A 16308-nucleotide genomic window follows, 5' to 3' on the forward strand; every position below is an offset into this window, starting at 1 on the left:
GCGGCGGCCAATGCGACGCCGGATGCGATGGTGAGCATGCCTTTGCGCGTGCTCCACCAGGCCTGATCCGACGGAGCATGGTCGTGAATGTGCGAATGACCTTCTTCGTGCTCCGCCGATGCTCCTTTGCCGTTTCCGTGCGAATGGTTTTGCGCCGGTTCGGAACGAATAACGCGGTAGCCGAGGTTCGAGATCTGATTGCGGATGGTTTCCTCCCCAACACCACTGGAATCGCGGGTTACCGTCACGCTACTGCCGGTCACGGACACCGCAACGCCGGTGACGCCTGGCAAACGTTGCACCGCATTTTCGATCTTCGTGGCGCAGGAGGCGCAATCCATTCCCTCAACCCGCAATCGCTCGGTAATCAAAGCCGTTGGCGCCATCGGTTTCGCTCCATGAATTTCTGACATCATACGGCCCTCAATCTGTCGGGCGTCGATGCCGGCCGGAGGTTCTTGATCCACGTGCGGTAATAGGCGGCGGCTGTCATCAAGGCGATGCCAGATAGGCTAACGAGCAACTGAAAGGCAATCGTGTCCGAAACCAATTCGATGAGGAAGCACCCAACGAACGACAGGAATATTCCGACGCAAAATACTTCGAGCGAGCGCTCGCCGCAGATGATCGCCGGACGCACGATGGAAAGCTTCAACGCCGGCGCGCTGCGCGGTACCAATCTCGCGACGACCAGCGCAAGCGCAAGAAAATGCAGGATTCGGTACGGCGCCAGGTTCGTCTTATCGTTCGGAAGAAATAGATCGGCGATGGGGGCCGGCATCGCCGACGCGAAGCCGAAACGCGCAGCAAGTGTGACGGCGAAACTGAGCAACAGGAAAAGCAATGCCGACCACACGGCCAGGCGGGACGCGGTCAACCGCCTCACCAGGCCGGTTCTATCGAGCGAGATCCAGGCGCCGATCACGAATAGAAACTGCCAGGCAAAGGGATTAAAATACCACACGCCATCGGGATAGCTCGCGAGGTTCCAGTTCAAGGTCCGGGCCGCAGCATAGATTACGAAAGAAGCCGCGAGCGCCAGGCTGGGCGCCCGCATCAATAGCCAGAGGAACGGCGGGAACGTGGCCATCAGCGCGGTGTAGAGAGGCAGGACGTCAAGATTGAGCGGCTTGAACTCGAGCAGCAGCCCGTGCTTGAGGAGTTCGATCGGATCGGCGATCAAACGCCGGATGTTAAATTCGTCGAGCAGATAGGCGTGACCGTAATTTTGGGCCACGTAACCGATCGCGGCGACGTATACCACGAACAGCAGGATATGCGCGACGTATAGCTTCCAAGCCCGAGCCAGAATGCCGACCGCGGCCACGACAAAGCCACCGGCGGCGATGGTCCGCGAATAGACGAGCGCGACTGTGTAGCCGGAGATGAAGACGAACAAGTCGGCTGCGTCGCTGAACCCGTAGTTCTTCATCGTGATCCAGGCGACCACGTTATTGGGAATGTGATCGAGAAAGATCGCCCAATTCGCCAACCCGCGGAAAAGGTCCAACCTTAAGTCTCGACTTAAGCCGCTGTTGGCAATCGCTGTGTTCATGTTATCCATACCGAAGCGTTGCGACAGCCCCCATCCGAAGATCCGATGCGAAAGCCCGTCTCCACTGCTTGTGAGTTGTCGCTCATGATCGATTCCTTATCCGCAGCCGGCTAAGCTTGACGCAGTGTTTCAATTTCACGTCTTGCCCTCCTGACGGAGCCGCTTGTAAAGCGCTGCCACGGCATCCGAAAAATCCAACGAGCTATTGCGGACACAGTGATCTTCCAGGAAGTGGAGTTGCCTGATGAGGTCGAACGTCACCGGAGCGAGATCCAGGCCCTCATCGACGCCCGGAGGCCTGCTCGATATGATTCCGCTCATGAACCCCTGCGCCCACGCCAGATAGTCCCGTCGAACCGCAGGATTGGCTTTGACGTCATCGGTGAACCGCTGGCACGTCGCGGCGCCCAGACCGACGATTTTGGCCGTCTGTGTTTGCGCCCGAAGCGGGTAAGTTGCGCCAGCCGCGAAAACGGCAGCCAAAAACATCGGCTCGATCAAGAGCACGCGCGTGGCGATGCTAACGGAGGCCAGCGTTGCGATCACACCGCGGCCGCCCTCCATCCGACGTTCGTTCAAGCTCCGCTCTTGTTGCTCCAATCTCTGTCCTATTTTTTGAACTTGGCCTGACCGGATTGTCCTTCTGCCGTTTTGATGGTGAGGGTGATCGTTGCGCCTGCCGTCACGGGGCTCTTGGCGTCGCCTTGGAGGGAGTTTTCGCCTTGGGGTGCCAGAGTTACGGTTTCGCGCGTACTGCCGCTCGCAATCAACACGGCAGCCGTGAAGTTCTTCGTCGCGACCGGCTTCGCGCTCTTAGGATCGAAGACGTTGATGGTGATTTTGTTGCCTGACGTGATGAGTTCGGCATCGATGCCGGCAACATCTTCCATCGGACCGCCGTTGGGGCCTTTCTCGCCGCCATGTGCATGCTGAGCATATGAAGGCCCGGACCACATGAGGACGAGACAAACAAAAGCGAAGAGGTGTTTCATGATGCTGCTCCTTTTGTAGCGGGTGATTCTGTAACCGTTGAAATGGTTTCGCTATTTTCCAGATCCTCGCGCCTGAACAGAACGTAGAGGGCTGGCAGTACCAACAAGGTGAGGATGGTCGACGAAATGATTCCGCCAATCACGACGGTCGCCAACGGCCGCTGCACTTCCGCGCCGGCGCCGGTTGCGATCGCCATCGGAACGAAACCAAGCGACGCGACGAGCGCGGTCATCAGCACGGGACGCAGACGGGTCAGTGCGCCTTTGCTGACGGCCTCAAGGATCGTATGCCCCTCGTTGCGCAGTTTTTCTATGAAGGTAATGATGACGAGGCCATTGAGCACCGCCACGCCCGACAGCGCGATAAAGCCGATGCCCGCACTGATCGAAAGTGGAATCCCTCGCAGCAGCAGAGCTATGATTCCGCCGGTCAGTGCAAGCGGAACACCGCTGAACACCAGCAGTGCATCCGGCATCGATCCAAGGCTCATGAACAGCAGCAGGAAGATCAGCAGCAAGGCGATCGGCACGACGATCGTCAGCCTCTGCGTGGCGGACACCAGCTGCTCGAACTGACCGCCCCAGCCAATCCAGTAGCCCGCCGGAAGTTTGACCTTGGCTTCGACCTGCTCCTGAGCGTCCGCGACGAACGACCCCAGGTCGCGTCCGCGGACGTTCGCGGTGACGACAATACGACGTTTGCCATTTTCGCGGCTGATCTGATTGGGTCCGGGTGCGACGTCGAATTTGGGCCAGTTCCGATAGCGGCACATAGCGGATTTGAGACAGCGGCGAGTTGTTCCATACCGCAGTTACTGGCTTTGCCTGGGTCTCCAGCGGGGGAAGCGGTACCGGAAGCGCCTTGAGCGCCGAGATATCGGAGCGCAAATGTTCCGGGAGGCGAACGACGATGTTGAAACGACGATCGCCTTCGAACACCATTCCGGAGTTTTTGCCGCCGACCGCGATCTCGACGAGGTTTTGCACGTCGCCGACGCTGATGCCGTAGCGGGACAGCGCCTGACGGTTGAGCTTGACGGTCAGCACCGGCAATCCCGACGCCTGCTCGGTCTTGACGTCGGCGGCGCCCTGTACGTCCTGCAAGACGGCCTGCACTTTGGCCGCGGACTGGACGAGAACGTCGAGGTCGTCGCCAAAAATCTTGACGCCGACGTCGCTGCGGACTCCCGATATCAGTTCGTTAAAACGTTGCTGGATCGGCTGGGAGATCTCATAGACGTTGCCGGGGATCTCTTCCGCCGCCTCCTGAATCTCGGAAACAACGGTAGCCTTCGGTTTCTCCGGATCGGGCCATTCCTTCCGCGGTTTCAGCATGACGTAGCCGTCGGATGTCGAGGGCGGCATCAGGTCGGTGGCGACCTCCGCTGTGCCGGTGCGGGCGAACACTTCCCTTACCTCTGGGATCTTCAACAACCGCTTTTCCAACATGGCCTGCATCTCCAGAGACTGCGTCAGACTGGTGCCGGGAATCCGGATCGCCTGCAGGGCAACGTCCCCTTCGTCGAGGCTGGGGATAAACTCCCCGCCCATGCGGGAGGCTGCGATACCGCACACGACCATCAGCAGGACCGCAATTACGGCGACGCCCCACCTGTTGCGGATCGAAGCGGCGAGCAGCGGCGTGTAAACATAGCGCGCACCGCGCATGAACCAGTTCTCATGCTCGGAGACCTTGCCGGTCACCAGCAAGGCCACGGCAGCAGGAACGAACGTCAGCGACAGGATGCTGGCGCCCGTGAGCGCCATCAGCACTGTTAATGCCATCGGCGTGAACATCTTTCCTTCAACGCCGGTGAGCGTCAGGATCGGAAGATACACGACGCCGATGATCAGCGTCCCGAACAGACTCGGACCGATCACCTCCTTGGACGCAGTCAGAATGGTTTCAAACCGTTCCTGCCGATTGAGGACACGGCCCCGTCTGGTTTGCTCTTCGGCCAGCAAGCGTAGACAATTCTCAACGATGATGACCGCGCCGTCGATGATGATGCCAAAGTCGATGGCACCAAGGCTCATCAGGTTGGCGCTGACCTTGTTTTCGACCATGCCGGTGATGGTAAACAGCATAGCCAGCGGGATGACGAATGCGGTCGCGATGGCCGCCTTGAAGTTCCCGAGGATCAGAAACAGAATCACGATCACCAGCAGAGCGCCTTCGACGAGGTTCTTCTCCACCGTCGCGACCGTGGCCTCGACCAGCTTAGTCCGGTCGTAGACCGCGCGCGCGATCACGCCGTCCGGCAGGGAGCGCCCGATCTCCTTCAGCTTTGCCGCCACGCGCTGAGCTACTGTCCGGCTATTGTCGCCAATCAGCAGCATGGCAGTGCCCAACACCACCTCCTTGCCATCGACTGTTGCCGCACCGGTGCGCAGGTCTTTGCCTTCCTTGACGTCGGCCACGTCCCCAACCCGCACCGGTACGCCGTTACGGGAGCCGATCACGATCTGTTTTATTTCTTCGACATTCGCGACCTGGCCGGGCGTGCGAACGAGGTATTGCTCGCCGTTGCGCTCGATGTAGCCGGCGCCGACGTTGGCATTGTTCGCCGCCAGCGCCGTCATCACCTCGCGAAAACTGAGCTTGTAGGCCATCAATTGCGCGGGGTCCGGCAGCACATGAAATTGCCGTTCGAAGCCACCGATGGTATTGACTTCGATGACGCCGGGCACGTTCCGCAGCTGCGGCTTTATGATCCAGTCCTGTATCGTGCGCAGATCGCTCGGCGTGTATTCGCCGCCGCCGGCCTTGCGCGCTTCCGGTTTCGCCTCGACGGTGAAGAGATAGATTTCGCCGAGACCCGTGGAGATCGGTCCCATCGCGGTTTCGATGCTGGGCGGAAGCTGGTCTTTGACCTGTTGAATCCGCTCGTTGACCAGTTGCCGGGCAAAATAGATGTCGGTACCGTCCTTGAAAATGATCGTGACCTGGCTCAGGCCGTAGCGCGACTGGGAGCGGGTGCTATCCAGATGAGGCAATCCTCCCATCGCGGTCTCGATCGGAAATGTGATCCGCTGCTCGACTTCCAGCGGCGAATAGCCGGGCGCGCGGCTGTTGATCTGGATCTGGACGTTGGTGATGTCAGGCACCGCGTCGATCGGCAGGCGCGTGAAATTCCACGCACCGAAGGCGACCATGACCAAAATGCCGATCATCACCAGCCAACGCTGTCGGATGGCGAACGAAAGAATCCAGTCAATCATGACGTTGCTCCGTGCGCTTGCCAATTTCCCGGACGCGCGAGAACGAATGGACGGGGGTCGTGTAGACGACCCCATCACCTTTCCTACCAGTCCATGCGGCCGAGGCGATCCGCGCGCAAATGTCCTCAGCGCAGTCGGACCGGCAGACCAATCTCAGCTCCAGATACTGATGGTAGGTGAGATTTGTGTCAGTTGAGACGTAACCGCCGCCCTGTCCGCGCCCTCTTCCCTGTCCCCTCACTTCATCGAAGGTGAAGCCGGGGAAATCCGGAAGTTCGTGCAGCGCACGGACGACATGGCCTTCCATATGCGGCCGGATCAGCGCGGTGATCAAAGTGTTGCTGTCGTCAATGCTCATCGCCGCCCGCTCCCTTTGTCATTTCAGCCTTCACAATGAAACTGTTCTGCGCCGCGTAGAGATCGCCGTCGAGGACGCCGAAGAGAATTTCGATGAGGTGCGGATCGCGATCGCCCACCTCGACATCGCGAGCCTCGAACTTCTCGCCGTTGCGCACGAAGACGACGGTCCGGTTTTCCACGGTCTGAAGCGCAGATGACTTGACCGCGACGGGAACCTTCTTGGCCGACAACGTGAGGCGCCCCGTGATGAACAGTCCCGGCCGCAGCCGCTGGTCGGAATTCGTCACGATCGCCCTCGCAATGGCGCTTTGGGTGTCGCTGCTGCCGACCGGCGATAAATAAGACACCTTGGCTTCGATTGCCGGCCCGCCGTCGGCCGGATCGATGAGCACCTGATCCCCCATGCTGACCCGTTTCAGATCACGGCGGTAGACAGAGAAATCCACCCAAACGTTCGACAAATCCGCTACCACGAATGCCGATTTCTGTTCGGAGACGAATTCCCCCAGCGAGATCTGACGATCGATGACCGTGCCCGCAAGCGATGCCTTCAATTCGTATTGCGTCAAGCTTTGGTTGCTTTCGATGACTGCCAGCACATCGCCCTTTTGCACGACGTCGCCGATCCGCTTGCGGACGTCGCGGACGATACCGGGAAAGCGCGGTGTGATCTGGACCAGTGACTCTTGATTGGGCTGCACGATACCGTTCAGCAACAGGCTGTCCCGCAAGACACCGGTTGAGGCCTTAACAAGCTCAATTCCAGCCGCTTCAATCTTGGCGTCGCTCAGAGCGACGCTATCTGCATGCTCTTCCTTCTCAGCTTTTTCCGTAGGAGCCGTCTTTGGTGTAGCCGGTTTCAGCATCCGGTAGCCGCCATAGACCAGCACCGCTGCGACCAGCACAAAAAACAAGTATCTCAGAAGTCGTTTCATCTTGAGGTCTCGCGAGTGAGGGTAAACGGGTTGCCGACAAGACCTTCGATCGTCGCGATGGCAATGTGGAAGTTCTGCAAAGCCTCCTGCTCCCGAAGCAGCGCCTGCAAGACCGAGCCTTTGACATCGAGCAACTCAAGTAGCGTAAACCGTCCTTGCAGATAGCCGCTCTGGATGGTCTCGGAAGCGCTGCGCGCATTCGGGATGATCGACGTCCGCAGCAGCTTGAGCTCGGCCAACGCGCCCGTGAGGGTGTCATAAGCACGACCGACGATACTGGTCAGGACGAGCTTGTTGATGGCACGCTCGGCATCGGTCTTGGCGAGCGTTTCCTGCGCGGCGATAATGTTGCCGGTGTTCTGATCGAAGATTGGTATCGGGATGGAAACGCCTAACCGCACGGCGTTGTCATTAGTGTCCTGATAATGGCGCCAGCCGGCTGAAATGCGCGGGTCGGGAATTGCTTTCAGACGCGCGATCAAAAGTTCGGCGTTGCGTTGGGCCGCAACCGCCGTCCACCGCAACAGTTGGGGGTTGGCTTCAATCGCCCGCAACACGTCCCGGAATGGCGGCGGTTGCCCTATGTTGGTCAGGCGTCCCAATGCTTTGCCGAAATGAGGACTGCTGTCCCCCATCAGAATTGCAAGGTCGCGGCGCGCGAGAGCCAATTGGGTCTTGGCGCGTTCCCGTTCGACCCGAAATAGATCGGCCGCGACCTGCGCACGCAGCGTCTCAGCCGGCGAGGATGCGCCCTCCTGCACGCGCTTCTGCAACAGTGGGATAAGTGTGCCAAAACCCTCGATCTGCTCGTCGAAGATTTCGATCCGCCGCTGCGCACTGATGATCGTGATAAACGCGATCGCGGCTTCCGACAGGACCTCCAGGCGCGTCGCCCGTCGCTGCCACACTGCCGAGCCGATGCCGGCCTCGCCGGCGGCAATGCGCGCTTCCCGCTTTCCACCGAGTTCGACCAACTGGCTGAGTTGCAGATTGGTCTCGGCCGATCGTAAGCCTTTGTAAGGCCCTGATCCCAGCGCGTTGTCGAGCTCGAACGAAACGTCCGGATTCGGCAGTACCCCGGCCTGGATACGCAGCCCGCCGGCGATGCCGATATCACGCTCAGCCGCCGTCAACCGCGGGTTTGCCGCCAAGGCACGTTGTAGTGCTTGCGGCAGCGAAATGGCTGGCGCCGCTCGTTCGGCGGCCTTGACGGGAATTGTGAATAAAAGCACTGCACCCGCCAGGCGCAGAACCACTTGAACCAACCACATAAGATCAACCTGAATAGCGTACGGATGACGACGCAACTTACGTCGCGCGTTCGGCTAATTGCTCAGGTGAGATGCTTGGGTGGCGGCGTATCGAGCCAGAGAGGATTTGCGTCGAGACGGTGTTGAGCCACAAAGGATAGTCTGACTGGCTTGGCAGACGGACCGCTTACCGCGGCCATCACTGGCGTCAGGATCGGTGCGCAGACGTAGCAATGGCTGGCGACCGCCGGCAGCTTTTTGGTTGCATCGTCGCCTTGACCACCATCATCTGAAGGGGTGCTGAAATCGGAGGCGAGCGAGATCCCCACGACCTCGTCGGCGCAGGACACGGCATGGGACATGCCGACGAAAAGATACGCAAAGGCAAGCAACGCCAGCAGCGCACGGCGAACGCCCGACGCTTGCGATCTCGGCAACCTTTTGCTCAGCCGATGGTTCATATGTTCCGATTAGCAAGTCTTGCCAAGTAATACTATTACATTGTCCCGCGCCCGTCCGGAACCCCCAATGTTATCTGATAACCGTTGGAAAATGTTCACTTAGCCGTCACAACCGTTGGGAAATGCGCTTGAGGCCGTTCGTCAAAGAGAGAGGTTTTGTTTATGGGTAAAGGTCATTCGCACGGGGGTGCAATCCCATCGGCGGCCGGGCGGCACCGCAAGCCTCTTTACGCGGCGCTGGCCCTGACGTTAACGTATATGACCGCCGAAATCGTTGGCGGAATCTGGACCGGCAGCCTCGCCTTGATCGCGGACGCCGCGCATATGGCGACCGATGCCGGCGGGTTGGGCCTGGCGTTATTTGCAATTCATTTCGCGCAAAAAGCTGCAACGCCCCAAAAGACCTACGGCTATTTGCGGACTGAAATCCTCGCCGCACTCATCAATGCGGTCGTGCTCCTGCTGTTGACAATTTATATTCTTTACGAGGCATACAAGCGGTTCCTGTCGCCGCCCGAAATCCTGGGCACACCGATGCTGGCGGTCGCCGCCGTCGGGCTGATCGTCAATCTCGTCAGCATGAAGTTATTGTCGGCCGGCTCCTCTGAGAGCCTCAACGTTCAGGGGGCGTATTTCGAGGTTCTCAGCGACATGCTGGGTTCGCTCGGCGTGATCGCCGCAGCCCTGATCATCATGTTTACCGGCTGGACCCTTGCCGATCCGATCATCGGCGCGGGAATCGGCCTCTTCATCGTACCGCGCACGTGGAAGCTGTTGAACCAGGCCGTCCATATCCTGATGGAGGGGGTGCCGGCCGAGATCGATCTTCCACTCCTCGAAAAGGCGCTGCGGGAAATTCCGGGCGTTACCGCGGTTCACGATCTGCATGTCTGGACCATCACGTCAGGGACGGACTCCCTGACCGGCCATCTCGTCGTGTCAGACATGAAAGACGCAGCCGCGGTGCTGAAACGCGCGAAAGCCGTTCTGGAGGATAAGTTCAAGATTGATCACGTGACTTTGCAAGTTGAAGACGAGGAAATTCGCGCGGCTGAGCCAGTTCTGCGGGTCTAGATCCCGAGCTCTTGGCGCAAGCTTCGTATCCCACCGGCGTTTTCTTTCTATTCCTTTTCTCTGTTCATAAAACTGGATCGCGCTAATGTGGCGGGATCGGCTGCGTCGTATAGAGCCAACTTGTCTGCGAACTCGCGGAGCAGAAAAAGGCTGACGTCGTCGAGCGAGTCGTGACCCTTGCGGAAAGGCTGCTCGAGCGTCTCGATGAGGTAGAGCGCATAGATGAACATATAGGAGATGAATCCGAAAATCAGGGCGGTGCCGGGCGAGCCTTCCGTTTCCAAAAACAGCAAGAGCAAGACGATCGCTGCAACAAGCGTTTTTACCAGGATGTAAACCGACGGCACGAACTGCATGCTTTGGATGTGATAGATGCGGAATACGCATCTGCGAAGCTGATCTTGCTGGCCGCGCAGCCGAACGATAAAATTGGCGGGCATCCCAAGCCGGTCCATCTGTGCGATAACCGGCGTGAGCTTGTCGACCTCGGCGATGACTGGCTGCAGTCTGCTGTGGGCGCCTGCGTGCCCCAGGCCCTTCTGCAAAGTCACTAGAATGCCAGATAGGATAGCCCGCAAGGGCCTGATTTGAAACTCCGTGCATTTCTCGACAAAGCACGTGGCGTCGTCGTGAATCGCCTCCAGAGCCACGCGAATGTCGGCTGGCAAGCGTTCGGATTCCTTGTAATCGGACAGCACGCCGGACAGCAGAAAACCGATGATGAAGATCGCGCCGCCGATGGCGCTGGTCAACAGGGTGCTCAGCGTCACGAATTCGAATTGCATCCAATGAACGAATACCTTGAGCAGGCTGATCGCGATGACCAACCCCGCCACCACAAAAAACAGCTTGAGTTTCTTCAGGTGGTGACGCTTGTTGAGCCAATCCATAGCCGGGACTTTCATCAAATACGGTGGTAAGCTGGAAGAAATGCGGTCTTTGACGCGGCAGGGACAGCGGAGCCAGGCGCATGCTTATCGAACAAGTTTGTGTCTGACTCCAACCTCCTACTTCGGACGTTGTGAAAGGACTGCAGCGCAGCATTCATTTTGCTGGGGAAACGTCTCTTTCATGACCGCAGAGGCGGACATGACGTCGCAACCCTTTGAAAGGGGGTATGGAGGGCTTTTGGGATCTGGAAAGCGTGTTCCCTAGCCGAGACAAACTTGCGAGAAAAAAGGCTCGGCGCCAACAAACTAAATCATGCCACGATTGTGGATGACGCTGATCCGTCTCGGATCAAGGTAGAGGAATATGATCAAGCATTTGGCGGCCGCGACCGTTCTTACGGGGCTTCTCTTTGTGGCACAACCGGCATTGGCGCAGCATCATGGCGGAGAACATCACGGAGGTGGTCATTTTGGAGGTGGTCATTTCGGAGGAGGCCACCATTTCGGAGGTCACTTCGACGGAGGTCACCACGGCGGGTTTGGCGGGCACCATGGTGGGCATTACGGCCTTTATGGAGGATTTTATCCGGCTCCCTATTACGGCAGCTATTATCCCTACGCGTATGGCGCGGATTGTTTCATTCGGCGACGCACCGTTTGGACGCCTTACGGTTACAGAATTCGCCGCGTCCGCGTCTGCATGTAACCGTGTGCTCCAGTTTTAACGGCGTGGATAAGTTCCTCGCGCGGACCGCAGGTGCGCGGTGTATTGTTTGGAACGGGAAGTGGATGGCAAGGGAAAGTGGATCGCAAGTTCAATGAACTTTGATCGAGTACTAAACGCACACCAGCTGGATTAGATTTTATTCATCGCTAAAATTGCGCGCGAAGACGCGTGCCGAACACTGAAACCGGGCCTCGGTCACGGTTATAGGCGGGGTTCGCAATGAGCTGGTGATCGAATGTCAGGCGCGACGCCGGTGTAACGGCCAGGCTGTAGTAGGCTTCGATGATCTTTTCTAAACCTGGATTGGGGAGTTGACCGTCCCCAATGAGAATGCCAAGCCCTCCGGCATTGAAATAGCCTTGATGCGATCTTGAAATACTATTCAAGACACCGGCAATTCCGATCGCGTCGCCCGCCCGGCCCCAAGAATTGCCGGAAAGGGAAAATCCCGCCGCAACCGTTCTGTCGATATCAGCGAACTCATATGGTTCCACCTTGCCGTCGGCAATGCCGGCACGTGCGAATAGACCAACGTCTGGCATGAGTTGCTGTTCAAGGTTCATGCTGATGCCGCTTCGGCTCCTGTAACGTCGCACAGCCGCAACATCGGCGGGCTGACTCGTGACTTGAGCCAGCCGCACTGCATCATCGAAGCTTCCCATTCGCCCCCGGCTGAGGAAGCCAGTGACGGCGATCTTGCCAGGCTGTCCCCAGAGCTCGTGCCGATGTTCGATTTCGGCAATCGCCTGAAACTGCGAAAATCGCGGATCCAACTCGGTGCTGTTAGGCACTTTCGAGAGATCGAACAATCCCGCACGCAGCGTCCAGGCTCCGCGATACCATTCGGCAGCGGCACCGTAAGTGTAGCCCCACGCATCCGCCGCATAATCGAAGGCGCCACTGTCGATGAGCGACCAATTCAGGAAGTCGGTTCGGGGATCGTGCGCGTATTTGTTGGTATCGAATACGTCGCCGACGCCAAATTTCCCGATCGTGATGACCAAACGGTCGGCGGTCTGGGATCCGTTGAACTGACTGATGTTGGAATCGACTTTTTGCTTTTCGCCGCCGAGGTCGATCGTTTGCCTGATAAACATCCGGTGAAGACGCGTGTAGGGGTATTCCGCCCCGACTTTGTAGGCTTCGCCACTGGGAAAACCTGCAACGCCCAGCGTGTTGCTTAAGCCAAACCCTTGATCGATTTCCGGATTGATCCAAAATTCCGCTCCTTCCCACAGCCGCATGCCCGCGTAAAATGTAATGTCTAAGGTCTCGCGTGCTGAATTCGGAGCGAGGCTGTTCGCTCCGCGATACGGCGCCCGAAAGGGAGCGGCGTATTGACCGACAAAAGTCGCCTGGCCGTGGAAGCTGAAATTCTCCGTCTCAAGTGCGGAAATTCCATTTACCGAAGCAACGTCTTTTTTGCCCGGGTCGCCAAGTTTATAATTCAGACCGAAACGTATGCTGTGAGAAGCATAATCACCTTCGAATTTTTGGGCTCCCGCGGGAAATGATATCGATCGGCCGCCAAATTCGGACAGCAAATATTCCAATTTCGCCGTCCAGCTTGGCGCGACCGGAAGCTCGACACCGGCGCCTGCCACCCAGCCTAGCCGCCAAAGCGAGTGTTTTTCGACAGTTCCGGGCACCGCGCTGCCACCCATTGGCGTGCCGGCCACCTGAGTGCGCGTGAACTGATCGTAGCTCCAGGCCAAACCGCCGGTACCGTAAACCAACCAGTTGTCAAATGCGTAGCCGACGCGACCACGGACGCTGCCGGCGTGAAGCACCATTTCTCCGTAGCTCGCTTGACCCCCAGCCGCAGTTGAAAATGTCTGGGTGGCTGAAACGCTGTTTGGGAACGAGATATCGGCTTCGAAGCCAAGCAACAATCGTGACGCGGCCTGGTAATTATAGCCAGCTTGCAGGCCGGTCGAGTAGCTGCCTGTCCCCTTGAACGCGTCGAACGGACGATAAAAATCAAGTGTTCCCATCAGGCTCGGCGCCGAAGCGCCGGCTTGCGTCGCCGACCAATTGGAGGATCCCGCACCATAACCGAAATGAGCGCCAACATAAAACCCGGTCCAATCGTAAATACTGGATACGACGGCTTTCACGGAAAGCGGGACCGGCCCATTTTCGGCCGATGCCAAGGGAATGCAGGTCAAAAGGCCGCATATCGCGCCGGCACAAGTCGAGATTCTTTTCACGCGACAATCCATCTCGCACAGATTTAATGGCTGTTTGTAACAGTTTTTAATGCCCAACTTCGGACGCCCCGCGATCACCGGCAGACCCTTCGGTTGGTGCAATGCAAGGTAATGGACGCCACGGACGCAGAGGTCCAGCAATCCGCGACAACACTTTAGTTGCAACTCAGTCGCAATTGCAAGAAGATATTTCGGCTCTATTTTGAAATTTTAGTCTGTCCCAGTTTTGAGAAAGACGAGGAGTGATTTCTTGAGCCTGAGTTGCGCGGGAACACCGGATAGCGGTGTTAAAAGTCGAGCCTTGACAGTAGGCGCGTGCGGAGCCGGCGAAGGCGAAAAGGCAACGCTCTTGACGTAGGCGTACGGTAGCCACACGTCGTCAAATGCCAAATCCATTGGAAGTCACGCCCAAGAGCAAATCGTAGTCAAGATTTCCCATGTTCATCGGCTGGCGCGCTAACTTGCCTAGCGCGGGCCAAACGCCCCATTTCCCGGATTGACACCTTCGATATGATGCCAGCAACTTCTCGCGTGCTTTTAAAGGATGTAATTTCGGCAAGCGTGCGAAAGAAGCGATCGATGAAGAGTTCATTCAAACAACTCCGGTACTTGCTGCTTGTCGCCGTGTCGGTGATGGCGGCCTGTTTTGCGTCACCAAGCTTTGCGCAGCGCAACGCTCTTGATCTCGCACAAGCAGGATTTTTAGCAAAGGACCGCGGTGAATTCGAGCTTGCAATCCGGCTATTCGACAATGCTCTGAAGCAAGGAATTTTTGAAGACAAGCAACGCGGGTTCCTCTTATACAGCCGCGGTGCTTCGTACGATTCGCTGGGGCTGCGCGATCAAGCTCTCGCCGACTTCGACGCCGCCATCGTTCTTATCCCGGAATTCCCCAACCTGTACCTCTATCGCGGGGTCATCTGGGGGGACAAAGGTCAATATCAGAGAGCTTTGCAAGACTTCCTGACTGTGTCCAGGTTAACTCCGACAGACCCGCTCGCTTTTAACAATCTCGGGAACGTTTATGATCGTTTGGGCGACTTCGATCAGGCGATCGTCAATTTCGATCGCGCGATCAGCCTCCGAGCGGATTATGCTCAGGCTTATTACAACCGAGCCCACACTTACGCACTGAAACAAGAAAAAAAACGCGCAATTGCGGACTATGACAAGGCGATATCGTTACAACCGCTGTTCTCGGACGCATACGTCAACCGGGCTGTTTTACATCTCATGCTTCGAAACTTCAAAGCTGCGTTGTCGGATCTCGACACTGCGATTAGAATCAATCCGAAAGACGTGACTGCGCTGACTAACCGCGCCACGATCAACCTGACAATGGAAAAATACGAAGACGCGCTCACCGACTACAATTTGGCTTTGCAGCTCCATCCGGGAAATGCAGCTATCTTCCTCGGTAGAGGCCGTGTGCATTTGTTCGCGGGCTCATTGAATAGCGCTATTGCCGACTTCAAGACCGCGGTGCGACTTCGCCCGAACAATCCGTATCCGATCATTTGGGCACATATCGCTCGGGTGCATAAGGGTGAAGACGATCGAGAGGAGTTTGCAGAGGCCGCCAAAAATGTACCGCGCAATGAGTGGCCCTTCGTGGTGCTCGGGCTTTACCTCGGCACCGATAAAACGGAATCTGTAAACGCGGCGGCTCTTCAGGGCGCCCCCGGTGAGAAGATAAAACGGGACTGCGAAGCCAGGTTTTTCGTTGGGGAATTCGCGCTTCACAACGGTGAGCGAGATCAAGCCCGTAAAATCTTGCAGCAACTGATCTCTACGTGTGGGCCGGAGGAAGTCGTGTACGCCGCAGCAATCGCCGAATTGAAACTGTTGCCTCCAAAGTGAGTTCGACGTCTGTGACGAGCGGTCTATTAAGCAACAGATAAAACATAAGCCTTTTAGTCAGGTTGCGCACCTTCGAAGGGCCTATCTGCCTGAGTGAGATTCAGTCTTTAGCGGTCTTGATCATAAGTTCTGATGCCGGGCAATTCACTCCTAGAGAAGAAGCCAAGCCTAGAGTCTTGCGTAGATGGACAAGAGAGGCCTTTCCGAAATGCGGTAATCGTAACAAATCGTCATCTGACGCCTCGCGTACTTGGCCGACTGTGCTTAGTCCGCCGGCGACCAGAGCGGTTCGAATCCTTTCAGGGAAACGCACCCTTTCGATTCGCGTCTCGTCAGGCAGCTCAGGAATCGGGTCCATCATATGCAATTCGTCTTCTTCGTCACTAAATACTGGGAGCCGGCGGCGTCTCAGGATACGCGTTCAGATCGATCAGCAAGGCGTCTCCGCTACGTCGAAAACGATAGAACCTATATTCCTGTTCCCTCAACGGCGAATGAAAAGTAATAGGCGTGTCATCGCGCCATCGGGCCAGTTCTGCTTTCAAATCGCCAACAGTCAAAATTGGAATAGGCTCGCTCATGCTCTTGCCTCTTTTGCCAACTGCCCCATCGACAAGTACTCCCCGCGCGAAGCCTGAGCTAACACACAGAGGAGGACGAGTGCCGCACTGCGCAATCGTCGACGGCTGTTGAGTGGGGACGCCCATACTCCCAGACCTTGTTCGCCGGCCGCCGCCCCGTTCGTAGAGCATGCAAAAGCTTTATACTATCT

At 57.4% G+C, this 16308-nt stretch carries 15 protein-coding genes and 1 pseudogene; 3 read left to right on the forward strand and 13 right to left on the reverse strand.

Annotation, left to right across the window (positions count from 1 at the left end; translation table 11 throughout):
• The 9 genes and pseudogenes from BN32_RS22045 to BN32_RS22085 form a co-directional block, all read right to left on the reverse strand.
• Nucleotides 1-386 (reverse strand): heavy-metal-associated domain-containing protein (locus BN32_RS22045; RefSeq protein WP_162161330.1); only part of this gene is annotated, 386 nt, incomplete at its 3' end.
• Nucleotides 387-412: 26 nt separating this feature from the next.
• A complete protein-coding gene (locus BN32_RS22050; RefSeq protein WP_173405798.1) occupies nucleotides 413-1555 on the reverse strand; it encodes an OpgC family protein in 1143 nt (380 codons plus the stop codon).
• A gap of 135 nt (nucleotides 1556-1690) precedes the next feature.
• The gene (locus BN32_RS22055) at nucleotides 1691-2119 is read right to left on the reverse strand and encodes a hypothetical protein (RefSeq protein ID WP_019195841.1); all 429 of its coding nucleotides are present in this window, start codon (nucleotides 2117-2119) and stop codon (nucleotides 1691-1693) included.
• Nucleotides 2120-2163: 44 nt separating this feature from the next.
• Nucleotides 2164-2547 carry a hypothetical protein gene (locus BN32_RS22060; protein WP_019195840.1) on the reverse strand — a complete coding sequence of 128 codons (384 nt, stop codon included), beginning with the start codon at nucleotides 2545-2547 and terminating at the stop codon, nucleotides 2164-2166.
• A pseudogene (locus BN32_RS22065) lies at nucleotides 2544-5769 on the reverse strand (efflux RND transporter permease subunit). The gene BN32_RS22060 and the pseudogene BN32_RS22065 overlap by 4 nt, the downstream one beginning before the upstream one ends.
• On the reverse strand, nucleotides 5762-6127 hold the full coding sequence (locus BN32_RS22070) for a P-II family nitrogen regulator (protein WP_019195837.1): 366 nt from the start codon (nucleotides 6125-6127) through the stop codon (nucleotides 5762-5764). Before BN32_RS22070 ends, BN32_RS22065 begins: the two are co-directional and overlap by 8 nt.
• Nucleotides 6117-7064, reverse strand: a complete 948-nt coding sequence (ihpB, locus tag BN32_RS22075; protein ID WP_019195836.1) for a divalent metal ion exporter adaptor subunit IhpB — start codon at nucleotides 7062-7064, stop codon at nucleotides 6117-6119. Before ihpB ends, BN32_RS22070 begins: the two co-directional genes overlap by 11 nt.
• On the reverse strand, nucleotides 7061-8335 hold the full coding sequence (gene ihpA / locus BN32_RS22080) for a divalent metal ion exporter subunit IhpA (RefSeq protein ID WP_019195835.1): 1275 nt from the start codon (nucleotides 8333-8335) through the stop codon (nucleotides 7061-7063). Before ihpA ends, ihpB begins: the two co-directional genes overlap by 4 nt.
• A 62-nt stretch (nucleotides 8336-8397) precedes the next feature.
• Complete coding sequence (locus BN32_RS22085) at nucleotides 8398-8775, reverse strand: hypothetical protein (protein ID WP_019195834.1); 378 nt, start codon at nucleotides 8773-8775, stop codon at nucleotides 8398-8400.
• Nucleotides 8776-8937: 162 nt separating this feature from the next.
• Here BN32_RS22085 and BN32_RS22090 point away from each other — a divergent pair, with 162 nt between their 5' ends.
• Entirely contained in the window at nucleotides 8938-9849 is a 912-nt protein-coding gene (locus BN32_RS22090; RefSeq protein ID WP_040427215.1) for a cation diffusion facilitator family transporter, read from the forward strand.
• A gap of 47 nt (nucleotides 9850-9896) precedes the next feature.
• Here the strand turns inward: BN32_RS22090 and BN32_RS22095 are convergent, their stop codons facing one another.
• Nucleotides 9897-10739, reverse strand: coding sequence for a hypothetical protein (locus BN32_RS22095; RefSeq protein ID WP_019195832.1), 843 nt, complete (start codon nucleotides 10737-10739; stop codon nucleotides 9897-9899).
• Nucleotides 10740-11179: 440 nt separating this feature from the next.
• Between BN32_RS22095 and BN32_RS22100 the strand changes: the two genes are divergently transcribed.
• The gene (locus BN32_RS22100) at nucleotides 11180-11464 is read left to right on the forward strand and encodes a hypothetical protein (protein ID WP_019195831.1); all 285 of its coding nucleotides are present in this window, start codon (nucleotides 11180-11182) and stop codon (nucleotides 11462-11464) included.
• A gap of 148 nt (nucleotides 11465-11612) precedes the next feature.
• Here BN32_RS22100 and BN32_RS22105 read toward each other — a convergent pair whose 3' ends face one another.
• Nucleotides 11613-13688 carry a carbohydrate porin gene (locus BN32_RS22105; RefSeq protein WP_152343800.1) on the reverse strand — a complete coding sequence of 692 codons (2076 nt, stop codon included), beginning with the start codon at nucleotides 13686-13688 and terminating at the stop codon, nucleotides 11613-11615.
• A 567-nt stretch (nucleotides 13689-14255) separates the two neighbouring features.
• Here BN32_RS22105 and BN32_RS22110 point away from each other — a divergent pair.
• A complete protein-coding gene (locus BN32_RS22110; protein ID WP_019195829.1) occupies nucleotides 14256-15536 on the forward strand; it encodes a tetratricopeptide repeat protein in 1281 nt (426 codons plus the stop codon).
• 100 nt (nucleotides 15537-15636) lie between these two features.
• Here BN32_RS22110 and BN32_RS28280 read toward each other — a convergent pair whose 3' ends face one another.
• Nucleotides 15637-15897 carry a DNA-directed RNA polymerase subunit alpha C-terminal domain-containing protein gene (locus BN32_RS28280; protein ID WP_156947011.1) on the reverse strand — a complete coding sequence of 87 codons (261 nt, stop codon included), beginning with the start codon at nucleotides 15895-15897 and terminating at the stop codon, nucleotides 15637-15639.
• Nucleotides 15898-15919: 22 nt separating this feature from the next.
• Entirely contained in the window at nucleotides 15920-16117 is a 198-nt protein-coding gene (locus BN32_RS27000) for a hypothetical protein (RefSeq protein WP_152343780.1), read from the reverse strand.
• Between the last annotated feature and the right edge of the window lie 191 nt (nucleotides 16118-16308).

This window comes from Afipia birgiae 34632 (assembly GCF_000308295.2).
In the GTDB taxonomy this organism is placed as follows: domain Bacteria; phylum Pseudomonadota; class Alphaproteobacteria; order Rhizobiales; family Xanthobacteraceae; genus Afipia; species Afipia birgiae.